At 70.9% G+C, this 19,506-nt stretch carries 20 protein-coding genes and 1 pseudogene; 6 read left to right on the top strand and 15 right to left on the bottom strand.

Translation table 11 applies throughout. The features are described from left to right. Positions 1-23 precede the first annotated feature (23 nt). Both M8H82_RS06870 and M8H82_RS06865 read right to left on the bottom strand, forming a co-directional pair. Positions 24-419 (bottom strand): DUF2267 domain-containing protein, encoded by a 396-nt coding sequence (locus M8H82_RS06870; RefSeq protein WP_250071564.1) that lies wholly within the window; start codon positions 417-419, stop codon positions 24-26. A gap of 103 nt (positions 420-522) precedes the next feature. Continuing rightward, positions 523-954: an Hsp20/alpha crystallin family protein gene (locus M8H82_RS06865; protein WP_250071563.1), complete on the bottom strand. Its 432-nt coding sequence runs from the start codon at positions 952-954 to the stop codon at positions 523-525. Positions 955-1,084: 130 nt separating this feature from the next. On the opposite strand from M8H82_RS06865, the gene M8H82_RS06860 reads away from it, so the two are divergent. After that, the gene (locus M8H82_RS06860) at positions 1,085-1,744 is read left to right on the top strand and encodes a type III effector protein (RefSeq protein WP_250071562.1); all 660 of its coding nucleotides are present in this window, start codon (positions 1,085-1,087) and stop codon (positions 1,742-1,744) included. An 18-nt stretch (positions 1,745-1,762) separates the two neighbouring features. Here M8H82_RS06860 and M8H82_RS06855 read toward each other — a convergent pair whose 3' ends face one another. Then, positions 1,763-1,981 carry a hypothetical protein gene (locus M8H82_RS06855; protein ID WP_250071561.1) on the bottom strand — a complete coding sequence of 73 codons (219 nt, stop codon included), beginning with the start codon at positions 1,979-1,981 and terminating at the stop codon, positions 1,763-1,765. A 125-nt stretch (positions 1,982-2,106) separates the two neighbouring features. Continuing rightward, on the bottom strand, positions 2,107-2,781 hold the full coding sequence (locus M8H82_RS06850) for a DUF4232 domain-containing protein (RefSeq protein WP_250071560.1): 675 nt from the start codon (positions 2,779-2,781) through the stop codon (positions 2,107-2,109). Between the two features lie 243 nt (positions 2,782-3,024). Between M8H82_RS06850 and M8H82_RS06845 the strand changes: the two genes are divergently transcribed. The 4 genes from M8H82_RS06845 (at position 3,025) to M8H82_RS06830 (ending at position 6,259) form a co-directional block, all read left to right on the top strand. Further along, the gene (locus M8H82_RS06845; RefSeq protein ID WP_250071559.1) at positions 3,025-4,227 is read left to right on the top strand and encodes an NAD(P)/FAD-dependent oxidoreductase; all 1,203 of its coding nucleotides are present in this window, start codon (positions 3,025-3,027) and stop codon (positions 4,225-4,227) included. A 10-nt stretch (positions 4,228-4,237) separates the two neighbouring features. Beyond that, the gene (locus M8H82_RS06840; RefSeq protein WP_250071558.1) at positions 4,238-5,191 is read left to right on the top strand and encodes a sigma-70 family RNA polymerase sigma factor; all 954 of its coding nucleotides are present in this window, start codon (positions 4,238-4,240) and stop codon (positions 5,189-5,191) included. 150 nt (positions 5,192-5,341) lie between these two features. Further along, positions 5,342-5,791: a large conductance mechanosensitive channel protein MscL gene (gene mscL / locus M8H82_RS06835; RefSeq protein WP_250071557.1), complete on the top strand. Its 450-nt coding sequence runs from the start codon at positions 5,342-5,344 to the stop codon at positions 5,789-5,791. Positions 5,792-5,830: 39 nt separating this feature from the next. Next, on the top strand, positions 5,831-6,259 hold the full coding sequence (locus M8H82_RS06830) for a hypothetical protein (protein ID WP_250071556.1): 429 nt from the start codon (positions 5,831-5,833) through the stop codon (positions 6,257-6,259). An 18-nt stretch (positions 6,260-6,277) separates the two neighbouring features. Here the strand turns inward: M8H82_RS06830 and M8H82_RS06825 are convergent, their stop codons facing one another. Genes M8H82_RS06825 through M8H82_RS06800 form a run of 6 tightly spaced genes read right to left on the bottom strand, consistent with a single transcriptional unit; the run spans position 6,278 to position 13,658 of the window. Further along, positions 6,278-8,002 (bottom strand): phospholipid carrier-dependent glycosyltransferase, encoded by a 1,725-nt coding sequence (locus M8H82_RS06825; RefSeq protein ID WP_250071555.1) that lies wholly within the window; start codon positions 8,000-8,002, stop codon positions 6,278-6,280. A gap of 56 nt (positions 8,003-8,058) precedes the next feature. Next, positions 8,059-8,655 (bottom strand): hypothetical protein, encoded by a 597-nt coding sequence (locus M8H82_RS06820; RefSeq protein ID WP_250071554.1) that lies wholly within the window; start codon positions 8,653-8,655, stop codon positions 8,059-8,061. After that, positions 8,652-10,121 carry a HAMP domain-containing sensor histidine kinase gene (locus M8H82_RS06815; RefSeq protein ID WP_250071553.1) on the bottom strand — a complete coding sequence of 490 codons (1,470 nt, stop codon included), beginning with the start codon at positions 10,119-10,121 and terminating at the stop codon, positions 8,652-8,654. Before M8H82_RS06815 ends, M8H82_RS06820 begins: the two co-directional genes overlap by 4 nt. Continuing rightward, positions 10,118-10,798: a response regulator transcription factor gene (locus M8H82_RS06810; protein WP_250071552.1), complete on the bottom strand. Its 681-nt coding sequence runs from the start codon at positions 10,796-10,798 to the stop codon at positions 10,118-10,120. Before M8H82_RS06810 ends, M8H82_RS06815 begins: the two co-directional genes overlap by 4 nt. A gap of 23 nt (positions 10,799-10,821) precedes the next feature. Then, on the bottom strand, positions 10,822-12,468 hold the full coding sequence (gene murJ / locus M8H82_RS06805) for a murein biosynthesis integral membrane protein MurJ (protein ID WP_250071551.1): 1,647 nt from the start codon (positions 12,466-12,468) through the stop codon (positions 10,822-10,824). Further along, positions 12,465-13,658, bottom strand: a complete 1,194-nt coding sequence (locus M8H82_RS06800; RefSeq protein WP_250071550.1) for a lipid II:glycine glycyltransferase FemX — start codon at positions 13,656-13,658, stop codon at positions 12,465-12,467. The genes murJ and M8H82_RS06800 overlap by 4 nt, the downstream gene beginning before the upstream one ends. Before the next feature lie 215 nt (positions 13,659-13,873). On the opposite strand from M8H82_RS06800, the gene M8H82_RS06795 reads away from it, so the two are divergent. Next, entirely contained in the window at positions 13,874-15,076 is a 1,203-nt protein-coding gene (locus tag M8H82_RS06795; RefSeq protein ID WP_250071549.1) for an Ig-like domain-containing protein, read from the top strand. Positions 15,077-15,156: 80 nt separating this feature from the next. Here M8H82_RS06795 and M8H82_RS06790 read toward each other — a convergent pair whose 3' ends face one another. From M8H82_RS06790 to M8H82_RS06770, 5 genes and pseudogenes are all read right to left on the bottom strand, one after another. Next, positions 15,157-15,789, bottom strand: a complete 633-nt coding sequence (locus M8H82_RS06790) for a hypothetical protein (protein ID WP_250071548.1) — start codon at positions 15,787-15,789, stop codon at positions 15,157-15,159. Positions 15,790-16,010: 221 nt separating this feature from the next. Then, positions 16,011-17,308 (bottom strand): annotated as a pseudogene (locus tag M8H82_RS06785) (MFS transporter). 204 nt (positions 17,309-17,512) lie between these two features. Continuing rightward, positions 17,513-18,193 carry a class I SAM-dependent methyltransferase gene (locus M8H82_RS06780; protein WP_250071547.1) on the bottom strand — a complete coding sequence of 227 codons (681 nt, stop codon included), beginning with the start codon at positions 18,191-18,193 and terminating at the stop codon, positions 17,513-17,515. 137 nt (positions 18,194-18,330) lie between these two features. Next, the gene (locus M8H82_RS06775; RefSeq protein WP_250071546.1) at positions 18,331-18,684 is read right to left on the bottom strand and encodes a helix-turn-helix domain-containing protein; all 354 of its coding nucleotides are present in this window, start codon (positions 18,682-18,684) and stop codon (positions 18,331-18,333) included. Positions 18,685-19,211: 527 nt separating this feature from the next. Next, a complete protein-coding gene (locus tag M8H82_RS06770; RefSeq protein ID WP_250071757.1) occupies positions 19,212-19,451 on the bottom strand; it encodes a hypothetical protein in 240 nt (79 codons plus the stop codon). Between the last annotated feature and the right edge of the window lie 55 nt (positions 19,452-19,506).

Below are 19,506 nucleotides of genomic sequence, written 5' to 3'. Positions count from 1 at the left end.
GGCCGGGGGTGTGAGTGCGGGCCTCACGTGGGCTCGGGGCGGCCGAAGAGCAGGTCGTAGCCCGCGGGGAGCTGGAGCAGGACCTGCTGGAGCAGGTCGTCGCCGGCCGCGTCGGCGACGGTGCTGAGGACGGCGCCGACGTCCCAGGCCGCGGTCTGGGGGGTGGCGCCCTCGATCCAGGCCGCCGTCGCCCGTACGAACCGCTCGGGCGAGAGGGGTTCGGCGCTCTGGAGCGGGTTGAGCAGGATCAGCGCGAAGTCCTCCGGCAGCCGCGCCGCCAGCCGGGACCGCACCTCGCCCACCAGGTGTGCGCCCAGCAGGGCGAGGATCACCCTGGCCGCACGCTGGGCTTCCTGCCGGTTCTCGTACTCGCCGCGTTCCTTGACCCGGTCCAGGAACGCATCCATGTGCAGGGTCACGTCAGCCGCCGCCCTTCTTCGAGCCCGAGGGGTGCGGAGGACGGGTGAAGGGGGGAGATCAGGTACCCGTCCTCCGCCCGCTGATCGGCGTGGGTCGCCGGGTTCAGCCGGAGATCTCCTTGCGGGAGGACTCCCCGCTGATGGTGATCTTGCGGGGCTTGGCGCGCTCGGCGATCGGGATGCGCAGGGTGAGCACCCCGGCCTCGTAGTCGGCCGCGATGCGCTCGGTGTCCAGGGTGTCGGCCAGGACGATCTGGCGGGAGAAGGCACCCAGCGGCCGCTCGGAGAGCTCCATCTGTACGTCGTCACCCTTGGCCACGGGCCGGCGCTCGGCCCGGACGGTCAGCATGTTCCGCTCGACGTCGATGTCGATCGCGTCCGGGCTGACGCCGGGGAGGTCGAAGGCCACCACGTACTCGTCACCGTCGCGGTAGGCGTCCATCGGCATCGCGGACGGCCGCGACCACGTGCCCGGCCCCATCAGCTGCTGGGCCAGCCGGTCGAGCTCACGGAAGGGGTCAGTGCGCATCAACATCGCGAAACACCTCCAGGAAGGTCAGGGGCAGTACCTGCCAATGCGCTTCACTGAAACCGTTGTAACATGTCATCCAATGGATGACAAACCTGATGTCATCAAAAGGATGACAGCCCGGAAGGAGGTGCCCATGACCGCAGCCGACCACTCGGCCGCTTCCAGCACCGACGCCCAGAGCCCGGCGTCATTCCTCGCCGCCGCGGCGGCCCTGGAAGCCATCGACAAGACCCTCACCGCCGCCCAGTGCGAGGACCCCGAAGCTTCTGCCGCCGAGGACGCGGACCCCGAGCAGGCCCTGGCCTCTCTGCTTCTCCTGCGGCAGGTGCGCGAGCAGCTCGCCGGATGGGAGACCGGCCTGATCGAAACCGCCCGGCAGGCAGGTGCCAGCTGGGCCGACCTCGCCCATCCCCTCGGTGTCGCGAGCCGTCAGGCCGCCGAACGCCGCTACCTGCGCAACCGGCCCGGCCCCGCCGGAACCACCGGCGAACAGCGCGTCCAGGCCACCCGCGAACGCCGGGCCGCCGACCGCACCCTCGCCGCCTGGGCCCGTCACAACGCCGCCGACCTGCGCCGCGTCGCCGGTCAGATCAGCGCCCTCACCGACCTGCCCAGAGCAGCCCGTCGTCCGCTCAGCCAGCTCGACGCGGCGCTCGCCCAGGACGATCCCGCGGCTCTCCTCCGCCCCCTGAGCGCCGCCCGCCCGCATCTGGCAGACGCCCACCCCGACCTCGCGGCCCGAGTGGACACCCTCACCGACTCCGCCACGGCCGCGGCCGACGGTTCGCGGTGATGCGGGGCCGGGCGCCGGTTACCGGTCGGTCCCGCGGTCCAGGACCCGGCGGGCCGCCTCAGCTTCCGCCGCCGCCGGGGACAGCTCGTCGAGGGTGTCGAGCTCGTCGTCCGCCTCCAGTTCCCGCTCCCAGGCCGCTGCCAGGCGTTCCTGTTCCTGCTGCGTCTTCGCGCCGACGGCTTCGCGCTGCTGCGGGTCCAGGGCCGTCAGGAATCGTCCGACCGGGTCCGTGGGCATAGGGGGCTCCTTGTCGCCAGAAGGGGTGCCACAACCTGCCCAGCATGGCCGAACGGCCCGACGCCGGCCGTCCGCCACAGCCGGGAACCACCCCGTTGGCCGCTCCGCCCCGGCAACCAGCGGCGTCAGTAGGTGAGCGCGTCCTCGGCCGTGCCGAAGAAGCTGGTCACCTGACCGTCGTTGACCGTGACGGGACCGCCGTTGATCACTACGGTCGACGGGCTCTCGGCCGCGCTGAGAGCGACCTCCACCTTGTCCGCGCTCTTGCCGCCCTCGGTGTCGGCCCGCGCGAACACGATCCCGGCGTAGGCGCTCTCGCCGGCCTTCAGCATCCAGTCCTTGCCCTCGGGCCCGGCGTGCTCGGCGGCCCCGTCCAGTCCCGGAATCGTGATCACCAGATCGTTGGCCGGCAGGAGGCACGGGTCGCCGCTGTTGTTGGTCGCGGTCAGCAGCGCGTGATTGACGGGAGCGGACGCGACGGTGACGTTGTAGCTGAAGTCCTTGGTCTCGCACATGCCCACCCCTCCGTCCTGGTCGTCCTCGGCACCGGGCTCGGAGGACGGGGTGCTGCCCTCGCCGCTCCCGCCGCCGGAGGAAGCGCCGCTGTCGCCGTCGCTCGGGTCGGCCGACGGGGGAGTGTCGGCGCCCTGGCTCGTACCGGAGGGGGACGGGCTCGTCGCAGTGGAGGGGGCGGCCGCGTCCTTGTCCCCGTCGCCGTTGCAGGCGGTCAGCGCCAGGACGCCCAGGGAGAGAGCGGCGAGTGCGGCGGCGGTACGGCGTGAACGAGTGGTGTGCGTCATGAGAAGTCCCCCGGGGAGTCGCGATGTCCCGGTGATCGTGCCTCATGGGAGGCGGGCTGCCACCCCCGGGCACCGACAAAGGTCCGACTGCGGACACGTTCGTGACACTGTGACGGCGGCCAGGGGCCCGGAAGATCCCGGCGCCGCAAGGTCATGTGACCCACATCACACGCCGTTCCTGTCAGCAATCGAGGCGCTGTCCCGCTCAACCCTCGAAGGCAAACGAACCGACAGGAGCTCCTTATGAAGCACCGCATCGTCGTCCTCGGCGCCGGATACGCCGGGGCCTTCGTGGCCGGGAACCTGGCCCGCCGGCTGTCCCCGGCGGACACCGAGATCACCGTGGTCAACGCCGAGCCGGACTTCGTCCAGCGGCTGCGGATGCACCAGCTCGCGGCCGGCCACGAAGTCGAGGCTCCGAAGCTCGCCGACGTCTTCGCGGGCACGGGGACAGAGCTGCGCCTGGCCCGGGTCACCGCCGTCGACCCCGAGCAGCAGGTCGTCACCGTGGCCGATGCCACCGGAGGCGGTGAACTCGGCTACGACACACTCGTCCACACGCTCGGCAGCCACGTCGCCGACCAGGGCGTCCCCGGCGTGACCGCCCACGCCTTCAACGTCGCCGCCCGGCCCTCGGCACTGCGCCTGCGCGAGCGTCTGGACCGACTGGAGCAGCGGGGCGGCGGCGCACGTGTGCTGGTCGTCGGCGAGGGACTGACCGGCATCGAGACCGCCACCGAGATCGCCGAGGCCCGGCCGGGCCTGTCGGTGACGCTGATCGCCCGCGGCGCGCTGGGCGCCCAGCTCTCCACCGGAGCCCGCGGACACTTGCGCCGGGCCTGCGACCGGCTGGGCGTCACCGTCCTGGAGCACACGACCGTCGAAGCCGTCGAAGCGACGCGGGTGCTGTGCGCCGACGGCAGCGTCCTGGCGTCCGACGCGACCGTGTGGACGGCCGGGTTCGCGGTCGACCCCATCGCCGCCACCAGCGGTCTCGAGGTCACCGAGCACGGCCGGATCGTCGTCGACGGCACCATGCGCTCGGTCTCCCACCCGAACGTCTACGCCGCCGGTGACAGCGTCCATGCCGTCGGCGACAACGGCCGACCGCTGCCGATGTCCTGCGCCTCGGCCGGCTACACCGGCAAGCAGGTCATCGAGGCGATCGTGGGGAACCTGACCGGCCGCCCGATCGCGCACGTCAAGCTGGCCTACGTGGGCAACCACATCAGCCTCGGGCGGCGCGACGCGATTCTGCAGATGGTCGACGACGAAGGCCGGGCCAAGCCGACGTACATGGGCGGCCGGAAGGCGGCCCGTATCAAGTCCGCCATCCTCAACGGCTCCTTGTGGGCCACCTCGCACCCGACCTTCTACCTGCCCAAGCGCAAGCGCCGCCTGGTGGCGACGCCGACCGCGGCCGCCGCGAAGGCCACCGCCGCATAGGGTGACCAGCGTGGACAGCACCGCCACCGACCGCTTCGACGCCCGTCGCTTCGAGGCCAGCCGCAACCGGCTGGCCTCCCTGGCCTACCGTCTCCTCGGCTCGGCCACCGACGCCGAGGACGCGGTGCAGGACGCGTTCCTGCACTGGCAGGCCGCCGACCGGCAACGCATCAAGGTGCCGGAGGCCTGGCTGACGAAGGTCGTCACGAACCTGTGTCTCGACCGGCTCCGCTCGGCGCAGGTCCGCCGCGAACGCACCGTCGGCGCCTGGCTTCCCGAACCGCTCCTCGACGGCGACCCGATGCTCGGGCCGGCCGCCACCTTCGAGCAGCGCGAGTCGGTCTCCCTGGCCGTGCTGACGGTCATGGAGCGCCTGTCACCCGTCGAGCGGGCCGTGTACGTCCTGCGCGAGGCATTCTCCTACGGCCACGCCGAGATCGCCGAGATCCTCGACATCACCGAGTCCGCGAGCCAGCAGCACCTGCACCGGGCCCGGCGCCGTATCACCGCCGCACGCCGCGGCGGCGAGGTCGATGCGGCAGCCGCACGCCGGATCGTCGAGGAGTTCCTCGCCGCCGCCTCCTCGGGCCGCACCGAGCGGCTGGTGGCGCTGCTCACGGACGACGCCATCGCGGTCTCCGACGGCGCCGGCGGCACGGCCGCGAAGCTGCTGCGGTTCGACACCCCGCAGCGCATCGCCGCCGTCGTACGGGCCGGTCTCAAGCCCACGCCCGCCAAGCGGCGGCTGCTCGGCGGCACGCCCGCCATCCACTACGCGGTCGTCAACGGCGCCCCCGCCATCCTCTTCGTGCTCGGTGACCGGGTCATCGGTTCCGCGATCTTCGACATCGCCGACGGCAGGATCGCGACCGTGCGCGGCATCGCCGCCCCCGCCCGCCTCGCCCGCCTCACCGAAGCCTGGCGCCGGCACGAGCCGGACGCGCCGCTCATCGCCCAGTGGTGACCGGGAGGACCATTCACCGTATTCGCCGTATTCACCGTAAAGGGTGAGGAAGTTGGACGCCGGTGAGGGCGGACGGCAGCATGGCCCGGCGGCGGCCGAACGGACGCCATGAGGTCGGTGCCTGAACGCACCCCATTTCAGGAGTACTTGGTGTTCAACGGATTTCGCTCGTTCCTCCTGCGCGGCAACGTGGTCGACCTCGCGGTCGGCATCGTGATCGGTGCGGCGTTCACCGCCGTCGTCACCGGTTTCGTCACCGCGTTCCTCACGCCGCTGATCGGCGTGGCGACCGGAGCGGTGGGCGACTTCAGCAAGCAGACCTTCACCGTCGGCGAGACCGCCTTCCCCTACGGCGCGTTCCTCAACGCCCTGATCAGCTTCATCCTGGTCGCCGCCGTGATCTACTTCGCGGTCGTGGTGCCTGTGGGCCGCCTGCAGGCGCGCTTCAACCCGGTCAAGGACCAGCCCGTGGCCAAGTCCGACTGCCCGGACTGCCTCAGCACCGTGCCCGCGGCGGCGACCCGGTGCGCCTTCTGCACCTCCGACCTGGCCGGCCGCCCCGGATTCCCCGCCCAGACCACAGCCGCCTCCGTCCACTGACCGCAGCCCGATGTCAGTGCGGCCGTCTAAGTTGTGCGCATGGCCCAGTTCAAGGACTTCAACTTCAAACTCGTCGTCATCGAGCAGCTCATGTACATCGACGAGACCCTCATCCCTCAGTTCTCCCTGGCCGGTCTGCTGCGCGAGCAGGGGCTGGGCAACGACCCGTGGGAGTACGCCCATCAGCACGGCCTCGACTACAAGGTGGTGCCCGAGGCGCGCAGCCACTTCGAGTCCTTGGAGATCAGTGACGAACTCCTGGCCACTGTCGAGGAGTTGTGCATGGACGGCGGCAACCAGGTGTACCAGGAGTGCGCCCCCGTCTGGGACGGCGAGGACGACCTGTTCGACATAGCCTCCCTCGACGACCTCGCGCTGCTCCCGAACCTCCGGCGCGTCCTCGGCTCCGAATTCCTGGGCCCGGAGCTGAGGAACGCCCTGAGTGCCCGCGGTATCGCCGCCGACTAGAACACAGTCGGCCGACGGTCACACCCACGTGCCCAGCCACATCCTGGCCTGCCAGTCCGCGTACGGGATCGTCTGTCCCGTGTAGAGCGGGAAGAAGTAGATGAAGTTCCAGGCGATGAGCAGCACGAGCCCGCCCGCGACCACCGCGCCCACGGTGCGACGTGTGTCGCTCGCGCCCGGCGGACCGGCCAGCGCACCGAGGGTCATGGCCACGGCCAGACACAGGAACGGCACGAACACGACCGCGTAGAAGGAGAAGACGGTGCGGTCCTGATAGAGGAACCAGGGCAGATATCCGGCGCCCACCCCACACAGGACCGCCCCTGCACGCCAGTCCCGCCGCAGCGCCCAGCGGAACAGCAGGTACACGAGGGCACAGCACGCCGACCACCACAGGAGCGGTGTGCCGAGGGCGAGGACGGTCTGCGTACAGTCGGCCGCGGTGCGGCAGCCGTCCTGCCCGGACTTCGGCGACTCGTAGTGGAAGAGCACGGGGCGGCCCAGGACCAGCCAGCTCCAGGGGCTGGAGTCGTAGGTGTGCGGAGTGTGCAGCCCGACATTGAACTCGTAGACGGCGTGCTCGTAGTGCCACAGGCTGCGCAACGGAGCGGGAATCCACGACCATGTGCCGCCGCGGCCGTCGGCCCAGTGACGGGCGTAGCCGTCGTCGGACAGGAACCAGCCGGTCCAGGCCGCCAGGTAGGTCAGCCCGGCGACCGGAACGAGAGAGAGCACCGACCAGCCGAAGTCTTTGCGCAGCACCGCCCGGTACGGTCGGCGGGCGCCGGCGACGCGCCGGGCGCCGACGTCCCACAGCAACGTCAGGATCACGAAGAAGACAAGGACGTAAAGGCCGTTCCATTTGGTGGAGGCCGCGAGTCCCAGGCACAGGCCGGCGGCGAGCCGCCAGGGGCGGGCTCCTGTCCCGGTCCGGTCACCGGTGTGCGCGTTCGGCCCGACGTGGCCGTCCGCGCCGACCGGTAGGTCCGCCGCCAGCCGGGCTCGGGCGTGGTCCCGGTCGATCAGCAGGCATCCGAACGCCGCCAGGACGAAGAACATGACCACGAGGTCCAGCAGCGCGGTACGGCTCATCACGACATGCAGGCCGTCCACCGCCAGCAGTGCGCCCGCCAGGCAGCCCAGGAACGTCGAACGGAACAGCCGGCGGCCTATTCGGCACAGCATGAGCACCGACAGGGTGCCCAGAGCCGCCGTCATGAAGCGCCAGCCGAACGGGTCCAGGCCGAACATCCACTCCCCGAGCGCGATCACCCACTTGCCCGTCGGCGGATGCGCCACGAAGGAGCCGGTGTCGGAGAGGGGGATCACCTGAGGATCGGCGAGGATCTGCGGGTCGGCCGTCTTGCGGTCCGGCCAGGTGCCCTCGTAGCCGAGCCGCAGCAACGACCAGGCGTCCTTGGCGTAGTACGTCTCGTCGAACACCATGGCCCGCGGCCGGCCGAGGTGCCAGAAACGGATGACCCCGGCGAGCACGGCGATGAGCACCGGCCCCAGCCAGTCCAGCGCCCTCGCGCAGCGGTGCACCCGGTCCGGGCCGACACGTAAGAACTGCCACAGGCGGGCGGAGGGTTGGGGGAACGGCGGAACAAGCCGCTCGCGTATGCCGGGCCCCGGGCGTGCGACGTAACCGAACCGGCGGAGCCGTTCCCCCCAGGTGCCGGGAGCCTGTGTCGGACGGTCCTCGTCGAGGACGGGAAAACCGGTCGTGTCGCTACTCGTCACCGGACGACCCTAGACGTGTTCGCCGGCATGACGCACTGACTGTCGGCGGGGCCGCGTCAACCGCCGCTCCTGACGCGCATCGCGAGGCCGCAGGTCTCGGAGCTCGTCGCGCCGTCCTGGCCCGTCAGCTCCACCACGGTCCGGCCCTCGCCGTCCCAGTGGTGGGCGATCGTGCAGGTCAGCTGAGCCAGAGCCGTACGGTCGAGGCTGCTGAGGGCCAAGGGCAGACGGGCCCTGACCCGGTTCCCGGGGAGGGCATCGATCTCGGCGGTTCCGTCGGCCCGGGGGAGAGCGGTGCCGAGGCCGGCGGCCCGGTCCTCCTTCCGGGGCCCGTTGAGCAGAGCGGCGACGACCTTCTCGACCGGTACCAGCCCGACCGTGTTGTGGACTTCCCGGACGCCGGAGCCCGCCTCGATGTACTCGTCGCCGAACTGGCCCGTGGGCGTGGTCGTACGGATCACCGGGCGCAGTCCTCCGTCGGCGGAACGGAAGAAGAGCAGCATGTCGTCGTCGCGGTCGAGGAACGCATCGAAGCTGGCGGGACCGCCGGCCTCGATGACGTCGGTCTCCTGGATGCCGCAGGCTCCGAGCAGCGGCAGGGCCGCCGCGAGTACGGCGGCAGCCGCACGTCGGCGCCGGCGCGCATGCCTCATGTCCCGGCCTCCTCGGCGTGCAGCGGTATTTCGACGGTGAAGACGGCACCGCCCCCCGGCAGGTTCCCTGCGCGGATCGTTCCGCCGTGCAGCTTCACGTTCTCCAGGGTGATCGCCAGCCCCAGGCCGCTGCCGGCCGAGCGGGTACGGGCCGCGTCGGCCTTGTAGAAGCGGTCGAAGATGTGCGGGAGCGCCTCGGGCCGGATGCCGGGACCGCTGTCGGCGACCTCGGTGATCAGCACGGGCGGGCCGTCGGGCCGGGCCGCGGTGCGCAGGCCCACGGTGACGGGTGCGCGGCCGTGCCGCAGGGCGTTGCCGACGAGGTTGGCGATGACAAGGTCGAAGCGGCGCGGGTCGAGCCGGGCCCGGATGTCGTCGGGCAGGTCGGCGCGGATCCTGTCGTCGGTCCAGTGCCGGCTCTGCAGGGTCTTGCGGATGGCTTCGGCGACGTCGACCTCGTCGGTGTTCAGTTCGGCGGCGCGTGCGTCGAAGCGGGAGATCTCCATCAGGTCCTCGACGAGCACGGCGAGCTTTCCGGTCTCCGCGCTGACCAGCCGTACCGCCCGGGCGGTGTCGGCGTCGAGGCGATCGGCCTCCTCGTCGAGCACCTCGGTGACGGCGAGCATGCCGGCGAGGGGGGTGCGCAGTTCGTGCGAGACGTCGGAGGCGAAGCGGCGGGCGCGTTCCCCGGCCTCGCGCAGTTCCTGCACGGAGCGCTCCAGTTGGCCCGCCGATTCGTTGAAGGTGCGGGCCAGGTCCGCCAGTTCGTCGCTGCCGCGCACCCGGATGCGGGTGTCGAGTCGGCCGCTTCCCATGTTGCGGGCCGCGTGGCGCAGTTCCCGCACCGGGCGCAGCACGCTGCGCGAGGCGATGAGGCCGGGTATCAGCGCGATGGCGAGGCCGGGCAGGGCGCCGTCGCGGGCGGCCATGAGGAGGGCGTCGACGTTGATCTGCTCGTCGTTCATCGGCATGACGGCGTACAGGACGAGTCCGCTGGGCAGCAGGCTGTCCGGGCTGGTCTTGAAGACCATGGGCATGGCGATGGTCAGGTAGGGCACGCCGTCCTTGACGACCCGCTCGAAGCTGCCGTGCGGGTTGGCCAGTGCGGTGCGGCGCAGTTCGGGTGTGATGACGGTGGATTCGGGGTTCTCGCCCGAGGAGGCGCGCATCGACCCGTACTCGGCGAACACCACCCAGGGGTGCGGCTTGCCCTTGCGGGCGATGTCCCGCAGCACTTCCTCCAGGCTGTCGCCTCCCCGCAGGGGCAGGGCGAAGCTCGTCTGCTGCACATGGTCCCGGAACGACGTGACCGCGGTGTCCTGGGCGGTCTCCAGCAGGGCGTTGCGGGCCTCGCGGTAGGTCAGCTCGGCGGTGGTGCCCGCGCTGACGGCGGCAACCAGCAGGAAGGCGAGCAGCAGCCGCGTCCGCAGCCCGAACGCCCGGATCCGACGGGGGCCCTTGATCACAGCGGTCCGAAGCGGTAGCCGAAGCCCCGCAGCGTCTGGACGTAGCGCGGGCTGCCGACCTCGTCCTCGATCTTCCCGCGCAGCCGGGCCACGCAGGCGTCGACGAGGCGGGCGTCGGCGGAGAAGCTGTGCTCCCAGACGTGCTCCAGCAGTTGCTGCCTGCTGAACACCTGCTCCGGGGCGGCAGCCAGGTACAGCAGGAGCTTGAGCTCGGAGGGAGCGAGCGCGAGCCGCCGGCCCGCTTTGGTGACGGTCAGTCCGACCCGGTCGATGGTGAGTTCGCCGTACACCTCGATGGCCGGGCGGCCGGGGCTGTCGTCCAGGCGGCGCAGCACGGCCCGGATCCGGGCCTCGATCACCTCGGGGCGGGCGGGCTTGACGATGTAGTCGTCGGCACCGGCTTCCAGGCCGATGACCACGTCGAAGTCGTCGCCGCGCGCGGTGAGCATGATGATCGGCAGCTGGCTGTGCTCGCGGACCTGCCGGCAGACCTGCACGCCGTTCATTCCGGGCAGCATCAGGTCCAGCAGCAGCAGGTCCGGACGGAATTCGGCCAGCGCGACGAGACCGGACTCGCCGGTCGCGGCCGCCCGTACCTCGTGGCCGCGGCGGCGCAGACCGATCTCGACCCCCTCGCGCACGGAAGGGTCGTCCTCGATGAGGAGCACGCGGGACATCGGTGGTTCTCCCTCGGTGGTGGTCAGGTCCGGGTCGCTGTGCGGCGCACGCGGCGGAGCAGCGCGTCGAGTTCGGTCAGGCGCAGTGGACGGGCGAGCAGGGCGAAGACGAGCGCGACGACGGCTGCGCCGGCAACCGTGGAGATGATCGCTCCGGCCGGTGCGGTTCCCGCTGCGGCGAGATGACCCAGCGCGGTGGCGGGGACGGCGGCCAGCAGCAGGCGGGCGTGCGCGCCGACGGGGGCCGAGTGCAGGGCCCGTTCGACGGCGAGCCGGCGGCTCAGTACCCGGGCGGTCAGCGCCCACCCCGCGCACAGCGCCAGGGAGTACGCCGCCGCCATGCCGGTCACGGCCCAGCGCGCCGGCAGCAGGTGGGCGGCGGCCAGGGACAGTCCCGCGTTGAGGGCGACGATGACCAGGTTGAGCAGGAACGGCGTGCGGGTGTCGGAGAGCGCGTAGAAGGCGCGGGACAGGACGTACTGGCCAGACAGCGCGATCAGTCCCGGCGCGAAGGCCATCAGGATCCCGGCCATGGCGGCCGTGTCGGCGGCGCTGGTCCTGCCGTGGCCGAAGACCAGGGCCATCACCGGCTGGGCGAGGGCGAGGAGCGCGCAGGCGGCGGGTACGACGGCGGCGGCGCAGACGCGCAGGGCGTGGGAGACGTCGCGTCGTACGGCGGGGAGGTCGCCGTCGGTGGCGGCCGCGCTCATCCGGGGCATCAACGCGGTCACCACGGAGACGGTGACGATGCCGTGCGGGACGACCCACAGGGCATAGGCGTTGTTGTAGGCGCCGTATCCGGGGCCGCCGTCCAGGCCCGCGGACGTGGCCAGCCGGGTGGTGACCCAGTAGGCGGCCTGGTTGGCCAGGACCAGCAGCACCAGCCAGCCGGCCGCGCCGAGCGGGCGGGTCAGCCCGCTGCCCCGCCAGTCGAAGCGCGGCCGCCAGCGGAACCGGGCGGCGCGCAGCGCGGGCAGCAGGACGAGGGCCTGGACGGCGATGCCGGCGGTGGTGCCCCAGCCGAGCACGGCGGTCTCGGTCGCGGTGAGGGTGTCCCCGCCGCCCATGGCGAGGGCGAGGTACAGACCGAACACGGTCATGACGACGAGGTTGTTCAGGACCGGCGCCCACATCATCGCGCCGAACCGGCCCCGTGCGTTGAGCACCTGCCCGAGGAGCGTGAACAGACCGAGGAAGAAGATCTGAGGCAGGCAGTAACGGGCGAGCGCGGTGGTCATCGCCGCCTGCTCACCGGTGTAGCCGGTGTACGCGTCGATGATCGCGGGGGCCGCCCACACCGCGGTCGCGGTGATGGCCAGCAGGGCGGCCACGCACACCGTGACGAGCCGGTCGGTGTACGCGGCGCCCCCGTCGGCGTGCTCCTTCGCGGCCTTGACCAGCTCGGGCACGAAGACGGCGTTCAACGCGCCGCCGAGGAGCAGCATGTAGACGATGGTGGGCAGGGCGTTGCCGACCGCGTAACCGTCGGCGACCGGTCCGATGGTGCCCAGCGCCGCGGCGACCACGGCGGAGCGGGCGAAACCGGTGGCCCGCGAGACGACGGACCCGGCGGCCATGACGGCGCTACCGCGGGCCGCGGAGTCAGCCTTCGAAGGGGTGGGTGCGGGTATGTCCGCGGGGTGCGTACCGGTCGGCGTGGTCTGCTTCATCGGCGGTTGAGGTACGCCTGGAAGGCGCGGTAGAGCGTGTGGTTGGCGCTGCCGCTCAAGGGTTGCTCCCATTCCCCCAATGTCTCGACGACCCGTCCTCCGGTGCCGAGCTTCCACCGCAGCAGTCGGTACGCACGTTCCTCGGGATCGAGGGTGGAGGGTACCCCGCGCATGTCGTAGACGTCGGCGCCCAGGGCGAGGGCGTCCTGCAGCATCCGCCATTGCAGGGCGTTGGAGGGACGGACCTCGCGCCGGTGGTCGGCGGAGGCGCCGGTCTGGTACCAGGCCCGGCGGCCCACCGTGATCATCGTGTGGGCGGCCAGGATTTCGCCTCGGTGCCGGGCGAGGTACAGCTTCATCCGGCCCGGTTCCTCGGCGTTGAGCGCCGCGTACTGGCGTTCGTAGTAGGCGAGCGAGCGGCCGAGCCGGAATCCGTCGCGGCGCTCGGTGATGCCCAGCAGCCGGTAGAACTCCGGGAGTTCCGCCGCACTGCCCACCGTCACCTCCACGCCCTCCTTCTGCGCCCGGCGGACATTGCGCCGCCATTCCTGATTGAGCCCGGACCACAGGTCCTCGCGGGTGCGTCCGGCGAGCGGCACATGGAAGACGTGCCGCGGCTGGGCGTCCCCGTCCTGCCCGGTGTCACCACCGCAGCGCCGCCAGCCGCGGGCCCGCAGCCGTTCGGCGACGGCGGTGCCGAGCGGGTCGACCTCACTGGCGAGGACGTCGCCGAGGCGTCGGCCCGGGCCGGTGAGCGGCTTGAGCAGGGTGGCGTCCCAGCGCCGGTAGGCGGGCGAGGGCCCGATGCGCACGGCGAAGGCTCCCGCGCCGCGCAGATGGTCCAGCAGCGGACCGAGCCAGCCGTCGACGTCGGGGTCGCTCCAGTCGGCGACGGGCCCTTTGGGGAGGTAGGCGAAGTACTTGCGGGTGCCGGGGAACTGCCGCAGCAGCACCAGGGCCACGCCGGTCAGTTCGCCCGCCTCCGGATCCGGTCCCCAGCCGAGGAGTTGCGCGCGCCAGCCTTCCTTGACCTCGGCCCAGGACGGGCATTGCAGGAAACCGGCACCCAAGGCCGCGCCGCCCGGGGTGGCGAGGAAGGCGCGGTAGGTCTCCGCGGTGATGGGACGCAGGGCGAAACCCTGGTGGTGTGCCTTGGACGAGCGGCCGGGCGGAACGAGCAGCGCTGACACGGTCTGAGCCTCCTTCTCCCCGGACCTGTCGCGGGGACACACAGGAGGTTCACAGCGGCCCATGACCGCCCCGTCCGGCGAATGTGACCGGACCATGACCGTTCCGCACCAGTCGCCGTCACCTTGCTCCACAGCCGCTGAGCTCGGGTTTTACGGCTCTACAGTCACCACATCGCCCCATCACCCGCCCTGTGAACGTCCTCCCGGAGGTCCTGTTGTCGCGCACCCGTGCACGCGCTCACACCCGCGTCCGAGCCACCACCCTGGCCGTCCTGCTGGCCGCACTCGCCGCCTGTTCCCCGAGCGGCTCTCCCGATCCTCAGGACGGCGAGGCACCGGGGGCCGCCGCCGACCGCCCCGTCAAGGTCACCGTCACGCCCGAGGGGGACCGGGTCCCGGCGGGCGAGCCCGTGCGGGTCACCGCCACCGGCGGCACGCTCACCTCGGTGAGCGTCACCGACGACGAGGGCCACCGGCTCACCGGCAAGGTGGCCGCCGACGGCCGGTCATGGGTCTCCGACCGCAAGGCCGTACCCGGCGCGGCGTACACCGTGACGGCGGCGACCCGCACCGCTGCCGGAACCGCCAAGAGCACCAAGGCCGCCTTCAGCACCGCGCCGGCGGAGAAGGTCAACAAGGTCGACTGGCGGCCGGGCGCCAAGGCCACAGTCGGCGTCGCCCAGCCGATCTCCCTGGTCTTCGACCATCCGGTCAAGAACCGCGCCGAGGTCGAGAAGCACCTGGAGATCACCACTTCGAACAACACCGAGGGATCCTGGGGCTGGATACGCGACTGGTCCGGCCGGGACCGGGTGGACTGGCGGCCCCGGACGTACTGGAAGCCCGGCACCGAGGTCACCTTGAAGGCCGAACTGAACGGCACCGACTCGGGCGCGGACGGCGGCTGGTTCGTACGCGACTACACGACCACGTTCACCATCGGCGCCCGGCAGATCGCCAAGGTCGACCTCGACCGCCACCAGCTCACCCTCGTGCGTGACGGCGAGACAGTGCGGCGCATACCGGTCTCCGGCGGCACCCCCGGAGGTGACAAGCGATCCTGGCGCGGAACCGCCGTGCTCATGGCCAAGGAGGGCACGATCAACATGAACTCCGAGACCGTGGGCCTGGGTGACGCCTACGACAAGATGGTCGACTACTCGATGCGCCTCACCTGGTCGGGCATGTACGCACACGCCGCCCCGTGGAACGCCCGCTACTTCGGCAACTCCAACCAGAGTTCCGGCTGCATAGGCATGAGCGACGCGAACGCGGCCTGGTTCTACGGGCAGGTGCGCCCGGGCGACCCCTTCGAGATCACCGGCAAGGACACCAAGGGCGTGGTCGACCCCGGCAACGGCTTCGGTGCCTGGAACCTGTCGTGGGCCCAGTGGCAGCAGAAGAGCGCGCTGCGTTGAGCCGCCGGGGGCCGGCCCCGCTGGGCGCCGCATCCCGGGCCGCCGCTTGGGCAGCGCCCGGTGTGTGCGGCGCCGACGGCTCAGGACGACTGAGGTGCGGGCTCCTCGTCGGCTGCGGGTGCATCTGCCGCCTCGGGGGTGGTGTAGAAGACGGAACTGCCCTGCTTGGTGCGCTGCGCGCGGTTCTTGGCCACGAGGCCTTCGAGGGTGGTGCGCACGACGGTCGTCTTGATGCCGCGATCCGGGTACTGCTGTGCCAGCGCGGTGGTGACTTCCGCCGCTGAACGGGGTTCACGCTGGTCGACGAGGTGACCGTGGACGAGGTCGACGAGTGTGGGGGACGCGGCGGAAGCGGCAGCGGCCGGCGTCTTCTCGGTGCTCTTCTTGGCGGTGCGCTTGCGGCTCGTGGCAGGCTTCTTGCCCTTTGCCTGCTTGTTCGCGGTGGAGGCGGCCGCCGGCTTCTTGCGGGCGGCGGGTACCTTGGCGGCGGGTTCCGCGGTGGGCTCCGCAGTGGGTTCCGCGGTGACGCCGAGTGCCTGCTGGATGCTGACCAGGACGGCCTGGTCGTGCCGCAGAGCGGCCAACTGCACCTGGAGCGCCGCGATTTCGTCGCCGAGGCGCTCCTGCTCCTTGAGGTTCCGCTCGAGGTCGCCCGTTACCTGGGCACTGTACTGCGAGGTCAACTCGGTGTTGGCAGCGGTTGTTTCGGACACGTTGCTCACGCCCTTTCTGGTTGCCGCCGTCAGTCAGTCGTCCGGCGGCGGCGTATGCGATGCCTAATGTGGGGTGCTGTTCGGGCTGGTACTGCGCGCTCGGTGAAAGTTACTGCCGCACAGTTGTGTCGTAGTGATACTACGGAAAAGGCTCGCGATGTTCTCTGTTGTGTGGCTGAGATGCAGCAGGGAGAACAGACTTGCGGTGTTGTGTCCCTGCTTCACTGTCCAGCGGGGACCGTCGGGGAGGGAAGTGTCCGGCCCAGGCGGGCCAGGGGTGACAGGGCCATCAGCAGCGGTGACAGCAGCATGCCGGCGGCTGCTGTCAGCAGGCTCGTGCGTGCTCCCCATGTCTCCGCGAGAAAGCCGCCGAGCAGCGAACCCAGTGGAGTCAGCCCCAGGCCGACGAAGTTGATCGTCGCGGCCACGCGGCCTTGGATGCCGTCCGGAGTGACTGTCTGCCGGACTGCCATGACCGTGACGTTCACCAGCTGGCCGAAGGTCCCGAAGACGAAGTTGACGGCAAGCAGCGCGAGAACTGTCACCGCGCCGGAGCCGTGCAGCGCGGGCACGGACAGGAACACACCGTCGCCGATCGCTGCCGCGGACACGAGGACGATGCCATGTCCCAAGCGGCTAGGCAGGCGGGCCGCCAGCAGTGAACCCAGCAGCGCACCCGGCCCGGTCGCCGCCAGCACCAGCCCCACGGCGGTGCCCGACAGGTGCAGCTCCCGCGGCAGGAACAGCAGATAGGCGGTCATCACCGCCGCGAAGGAAAACTGGAAGGCGGCTGATGCGAGGCACACCGTCCGCAATGAGGTGTCACGGGCGACGAAGCGGAGGCCCTCATGGATGCGCCGCCACACCCGAGCAGGACGCGCTGAGCTGTCGGGGAGGGATTCACGGCGAGCGATCCGCGGAGCGACAGGAACGACAGCGCGAAGAACACCGCGCTGGATGCGGCAGCGACCGGCGCCGAGAGCGCGGACACCAATGTGCCGCCGAGTGCGGGACCGCCGATCTGTGCGGCGGACCGGCTTCCCTCCAGCGCGCTATTGCCCCGTACCAGCTGATCGCGTTCCACCAGCCGTACGAGCGACGCCTGGTAGGCCACGACGAAGAACACGGACAGCGCCCCGACGGCGAAGGCGACCGCGAACAGGGCCGGCAGCCCGAGACAGCCCAGGACGCCGGCCACGGCCGCGGCGCCCAGTGCCAGGGCCCGGCCTGCGTCCGTCAGCACCATGAGCGTGCGGGTGCGCCACCGGTCCACCCATGCGCCGGCGAAGAGCGACAGCAGCAGGATCGGTGCCTGCCCCACCGCGCGCAGGGCGCCCAACTGGCCGGCATCGGCATGGAGTGTCAGTACGGCGAAGAGCGGCAGAACGACGAGGGATGTGTGCTCGCCGAGTTGGGAGGCCGTCTGGCCCACCCACAGTCTGCGGAAGTCGCTGTCACGCCACAGGCTTCGGCGACCGTACGGACCGGAGTCGGATGCGGCGGAGGAAGAGCACGGCACAAGGGACCCCTGGGAGGACCTTCAGGCAGCGGGAAAAGAAGGGCTCGCTGTGCCACGCCACATCAAGGGCGGCACGCGATGACGGGCCACTCACGGCCGTACAACGTCAACGCGTGCTCGAACGACCGACCATGTCTTCGCTCCTCGTGGTGCATCACTCGCCGCAGGCACACTAGCTCCCGCTCGCAGTGACCCGAAAGGCGATTACGGACGAGCACCCCCTGCCCTTGCCCCTGCCTCCGCCTTACGGGCGAGGAGGTACACCTCCTTGAACTGCCGCCGGTCCGTGGGTTGCGGCTCACGAACCATCCGCGCCACCTCGGCCAGTCCCGCTGTGCGCAACAGTGCGGCGAGGTGATCCGGCCACCACCGGTAGGCCGGCGCGACCGCGTGATCGAAGACCTCGGTCGGCTGAGCCGGACCGTCGGTGGCCCAGAAACCGATCAGCAGGTGGCCCCCGGGCGCCAGCACACGGTGGAACTCCGCGAGGATGACCGGGAGCTCCGCCGGTGGAGTGTGGATGACGGACCACCGTGACAGTACGCCCGCGAGCGCGCCGTCAGCGATCTCCAACGCGACCATGGAACCCACGTCGAACCGCAGCCCGGGGTATGCCTGTCGAGCTGACGTGATCATCGCGGGCGAGGCATCGACACCGAGCACCGCCAGCCCCAGCTGATCCAGGTGGGCGGTGACATGGCCGGGCCCACATCCCAGGTCCGCGACCTGACCGCCCCCGCTCACCCCCACGGCCTCGGCGAAGACACTCAGCATCGCTCGGTCCAAGGGCCGGTCCCGCAACTCGTCCCGGAACATCTGCGCATACAGGGAAGCAGCGGCGTCATAGGCCTCGCGCGTGACACTGAGGGCGTCGTGTTCACTCATCCGCCCGACGGTATCCCTGCCGGTGAGCGCGCGGGGTCCCAGGAGGCCAGAACGACAGCCGGCCTCCATGGCCAGGGACGGACCCTGGCGCCAGGAGAAGTCATACGGCCCGATGGACTCCAGCGGCGTCCAGGGGGTCAGCCGGTGTCGGGAGCGGAGCTGTCGGACGTTGCGTGGCCGGCGCGGCGGCGGTACTCGGCGTTGATGCGCTGTGCCTCCTCGAGTTGGTCCTCGAGGATGACGATGCGGCAGGCGGCCTCGATCGGGGTGCCCCGGTCGACGAGCTCGCGGGCGCGCGCCGCGACCCGTAGTTGGTAGCGGGAGTACCGGCGGTGCCCGCCCTCCGAGCGGAGCGGCGTGATCAGACGAGCCTCGCCGATGGCTCGGAGGAAGGCCGGGGTGGTGCCGAGCATCTCGGCGGCCCGCCCCATCGTGTATGCGGGGTAGTCGTCGTCGTCCAGACGACCACTGAGGGGGGTATCTGCTGTCATGTCACCTCGTTGAGCAATGCGTCAAGGGGCCCTGGTGCCGTACGGCACCAGGGCCCCGAAGGAAATTCAACACCATCTGTCGGCCCTCATGCTGCGCCGACCTTCTGTTTCCGCTACCAGCCCTGCTCAGGGGGGTGCGGGGATCGCGGCTGCTTGACCGGGGACCACCTTCCATTCCGGGGTCTTGCGGTACCCGGCCGCACACTGCTCCGGCCGGGCGATCCTGATGGCGTCTGCTCCTCCGTCCTTCCTTCGAACCAACCACTGGGTGAAACGGTTACCTGCGTGTTTCTCGATACTGCAACCCGCCAGTTCGTGTCTGGCGGCTTCGCTCGACCGTGTCTACGAGACATAGCCTAACCAGACCAGGTCCCAATGTCTACTCTGGCAAAAGTAGATTTCGGCGCTCAGGGGATGCAGATACCCTGCGGTCCGCTTCGGTGTCCGACCCTGGACCCGGGACGGCAGAAAGGGCCCTGCCGACGTGTGTCGGCAGGGCCCTCGCTGGGGGCCGGGGTTCGGTCAGGTCACGCGGAGGCCGGGCGATGCGCGCCCGAGGCGATGTCCCGCAGACGGATCCGGTCCGTGTACGTGGAGCTGCCACGGTGAACGGCGAGCTCGGCCCGGGTGATCGAGCCCGTGAGCTGGTCGTCCCCGTCGCACAGCAGGAGGTACTCGACGCGGGCACCGGCCATGAGGGAGAGGGCGACCTCGACGGTCATGTCGTCGCGGACCCGCGGTCCGGACGCGTCCAGGCCCTCGGCCATGGTCGGAAGAACGGGATCGTGCACCGCTGTCAAAGCTGTCTCCTCGCAGATGGGT

Source organism: Streptomyces sp. YS415 (assembly GCF_023544665.1).
Lineage (GTDB): Bacteria > Actinomycetota > Actinomycetes > Streptomycetales > Streptomycetaceae > Streptomyces.
This window is presented reverse-complemented; position numbering and strand designations above follow the sequence as displayed.